The following is a 3543-nucleotide window of genomic DNA, read 5'->3' on the forward strand; positions in this document are numbered from 1 at the left end:
GGGTGAGTTCGTCACGCACGAGCACGAGACCTCCGGCGGGGTACGCCTGGTGCGCAACCCGGACGGCACGCACCAGCTCGAGCTCGCCGGGCTGGACACCTCCGACGGCCCCGATCTGCGCGTGTGGCTCACCGACCAGCCGGTCCGGACGGGCACCGACGGCTGGCGGGTCTTCGACGACGGCCGCCACTTGGAGCTCGGGAAGCTGAAGGGCAACCAGGGCGACCAGATCTACCGGCTGCCGGCCGGCGTCGATCCGGCCGGCTTCCGCAGCGTCTCGATCTGGTGCAAGCGGTTCGCCGTCTCGTTCGGCGCCGCCGAACTCCGCTCCTGACCCCGCCTCAGCGGGGCACGACCTTCTCGATCGCCCACTGCCGCCAGGTGTCCAGGTGGTGCTGGACCATTGCCAGCTGCTCGGCCACCGGGCCCGGGCCGGTCGAGCCCGGCGTCGTGCGCGCCGCCAGCGCCGAACGCACCGACAGCACCGCACGCACCGACGGGTCCAGGTGTTCGCTGACCGTCTTCAGGTCGTCGTCGGAGACGTCCTCCAGCTCGCACTCGCGGGCCGAGCACAGCGCCACCAGCCGGCCGGTGATCTCGTGCGCGTCGCGGAACGGCACGTTCTTGCGCACCAGCCAGTCGGCGACCTCGGTGGCCAGCGAGAAGCCGACCGGCGCCGCTGCCGCCAGGCGGTCCACCCGGACCGTCATCGTCGAGATCATCCCGGCCAGGGCCGGCAGCAGCAGCTCCAGGGTGTCCACCGCGTCGAAGGCGGGCTCCTTGTCCTCCTGCATGTCGCGGTCGTAGGTGAGCGGCAGCCCCTTGAGCATGGTCAGCACCGCCACCAGCCCGCCGACCAGCCGCCCGCTCTTGCCCCGGGCCAGCTCGGCGATGTCCGCGTTCTTCTTCTGCGGCATGATCGACGACCCGGTGGCGAAGGTGTCGTCCAGCTCCACCCAGCCGAACTCGGTGGACGTCCAGAGCACCACCTCCTCGCCGAGGCGGGACAGGTGCACGCCGATCAGCGCGGTGATGAAGAGGAACTCGGCCACGAAGTCACGGTCGGCCACGGCGTCCATGGAGTTGGCCGCCGGCGCGGTGAAGCCCAGCTCCTTGGCCACCGCGGCCGGGTCGAGCGGCAGCGACGAACCGGCCAGCGCCCCGCTGCCGAGCGGGGAGATCGCGGTCCGCTTGTCCCAGTCGCTCAGCCGGTCGAGGTCACGCAGCAGCGGGTGCACGTGGGCCAGCAGCCAATGGCCGAAGCTGACCGGCTGCGCGTGCTGCACGTGGGTCAGGCCCGGCGCCGGAGTGTCCACGTTGCGCGCCGCCTGCTCGGTCAGCGCGTCGGCCAGCTCGACCACCGCGACGGCCACCCCACGGGCGTGGTCGCGCAGGTAGAGCCGCAGGTCGGTGGCGACCTGGTCGTTGCGGGACCGGCCGGCGCGCAGCTTGCCGCCGAGCGCGCCGAGCCGCTCGAGCAGGCCGCGTTCCAGCGCGGTGTGCACGTCCTCGTCGTCGACCGTGGGCCGGAACTCGCCGGACGCGCAGGCCGCCTCGAGGTCGTCGAGCGCGGCCAGCATCTGGCCCAGCTCGTCGGGGTCCAGCAGGCCGGCCGCGGCCAGCACCCGGGCGTGCGCGCGGGAGGCGGCCAGGTCGTAGGGCGCGAGCCGCCAGTCGAACTGGACGCTGACCGACAACCGGGCGAGGGCCTCGGCGGGGCCGCCGGCGAACCGGCCGCCCCACAACGAAGTCTTGCCGTGGTCAGCCATTGAGCCGGTTGTCCCGGGCCGACGCCATCCGTGAGGGCAGCCCCCAGAGCTGCACGAAGCCCTTCGCGAGGGACTGGTCGAACGTGTCCCCGGTGTCGTAGGTCGCCATCCCGAAATCGTAGAGGCTGGCCTCGGACCGCCGGCCGGTGACCACCGCGCGAACGCCGTGCAGGGTCAGCCACACCTCGCCCGACACGTATTTCTGGGTGTCGTCGATGAACGCGTCGAGGGCGTGCTTGAGCGGCGAGAACCACAGGCCGTCGTAGACCAGCTCGCCCCACCGCTGGTCGACCGAGCGCTTGAAGCGGGCCACGTCCCGCTCGACGGTGACGTTCTCGAGCTCCTGGTGCGCGGTGATGAGGGCGATCGCGCCGGGCGCTTCGTACACCTCACGGCTCTTGATGCCGACCAGCCGGTCCTCGACCATGTCGAGCCGGCCGACGCCTTGCGCGCCGGCCCGCCGGTTGAGCTCCGCGACCGCCTGCAGCGGGGTGACCGTCTCGCCGTCGATCGCGACCGGGTTGCCCTGGTCGAAGGCGATCACGACCTCGTCTGGGTCGCGGAGGACGGCCGGGTCCTGCGTGTACGAGTACAGCTCCTCGATCGGGCCGTTCCAGATGTCCTCGAGGAAGCCGGTCTCCACCGCGCGGCCCCACAGGTTCTGGTCGATCGAATACGGCGACTTGTGCGTCACGTCGATCGGCAGGCCCCGCTCCCCCGCGAGCGCGATCGCCTTGTCCCGGGTCCAGGCGAAGTCGCGGGCCGGTGCGATCACCTTCAGCTCCGGGGCGAGCGCGCCGATGCCGACCTCGAACCGGACCTGGTCGTTGCCCTTGCCGGTGCAGCCGTGCGAGACGATCGTGCCGCCGTACTGCTTGGCCGCCTCGACCAGGTGCCGGACGATCAGCGGCCGGCTGAGCGCGGACACCAGCGGGTAGCGGTCCATGTATAGGGCGTTGGCGCGCAGCGCGGGCAGGCAGAAGTCGGCGGCGAACTCGTCGCGCGCGTCCACCACGACGCTCTCGGCGGCGCCGCAGTCCAGCGCGCGCTGCCGGATCACCTCCATGTCCTCGCCGCCCTGGCCGACGTCGAGCGCGACGGCGATGACCTCGCCACCGGTCTGGTCCGCGAGGTACGGGATGGCGACGGAGGTGTCGAGGCCTCCGGAGTAGGCAAGAACGACCCGCTCGGTCACGGGGTACTCCTTTCGAGGTTTTCCTGGGTGTGTCCTGCCCATTCGGCGAGCTTGTCGGCCAAGGCCTTGCCGCCGGTCACGTCGCGGGCCACGACGAGAATCGTGTCGTCGCCGGCGATGGTGCCGACGACATCGGTGAGCCCGGAGCGGTCCAGCGCGCTGGCGAGGAACTGCGCCGCCCCGGGCGGGGTTCGGAGGATCGTCAGGTTGCCGCTGGCGTCCACGCCGGTGAGCAGCTCGCGCAGCAGCCGGATCAGCCGGGCGGGCGCCTGCTCCGCCTCGCGCAGCGGGCGCTTGCCGTCCTCCGGGATCAGGTATGCGCCGCTCACCTTGACCGCGCCGAGCTCTTCCAGGTCGCGCGACAGCGTCGCCTGGGTGACCTGGATGCCCTCGGCGGAGAGGATCTCGCCCAGCTCGGTCTGCGAGCGCACCGCGCGGGCGCGGATCAGGTCGACGATCCGCGCGTGCCGCCCGGCGCGGGTGAGCGGCCCGGTCACAACTCCCCGCCCGTGTCGATGAGATAGGCGAGCAACGCCTTCTGGGCGTGCAACCGGTTCTCCGCCTGATCGAAGATCGCGC

General features: G+C 71.9%; 4 protein-coding genes. 1 reads left to right on the forward strand and 3 read right to left on the reverse strand.

The features are described from left to right. On the forward strand, positions 1-334 hold a 334-nt coding region (locus AB0M20_RS32545), incomplete at its 5' end, for a DM13 domain-containing protein (RefSeq protein WP_364304168.1). 7 nt (positions 335-341) lie between these two features. Here AB0M20_RS32545 and argH read toward each other — a convergent pair. From argH to AB0M20_RS32560, 3 genes are read right to left on the reverse strand one after another with little or no spacing between them, the layout of a single operon-like run. After that, positions 342-1769 carry an argininosuccinate lyase gene (gene argH, locus AB0M20_RS32550; RefSeq protein WP_364304169.1) on the reverse strand — a complete coding sequence of 476 codons (1428 nt, stop codon included), beginning with the start codon at positions 1767-1769 and terminating at the stop codon, positions 342-344. Next, positions 1762-2964 (reverse strand): argininosuccinate synthase, encoded by a 1203-nt coding sequence (locus tag AB0M20_RS32555; protein WP_364304170.1) that lies wholly within the window; start codon positions 2962-2964, stop codon positions 1762-1764. Before AB0M20_RS32555 ends, argH begins: the two co-directional genes overlap by 8 nt. After that, positions 2961-3461, reverse strand: coding sequence for an arginine repressor (locus tag AB0M20_RS32560; protein WP_364304171.1), 501 nt, complete (start codon positions 3459-3461; stop codon positions 2961-2963). Before AB0M20_RS32560 ends, AB0M20_RS32555 begins: the two co-directional genes overlap by 4 nt. Positions 3462-3543: the final 82 nt, after the last annotated feature.

Origin of the sequence: Actinoplanes sp. NPDC051633 (assembly GCF_040681735.1) — a bacterium.
GTDB lineage: Bacteria > Actinomycetota > Actinomycetes > Mycobacteriales > Micromonosporaceae > Actinoplanes.

What these genes read in the sequence shown, in the direction of transcription:
- argH (WP_364304169.1), bottom strand. Translation starts at nt 1,769, where the DNA reads ATGGCTGACCACGGCAAGACTTCGTTGTGGGGCGGCCGGTTCGCCGGC.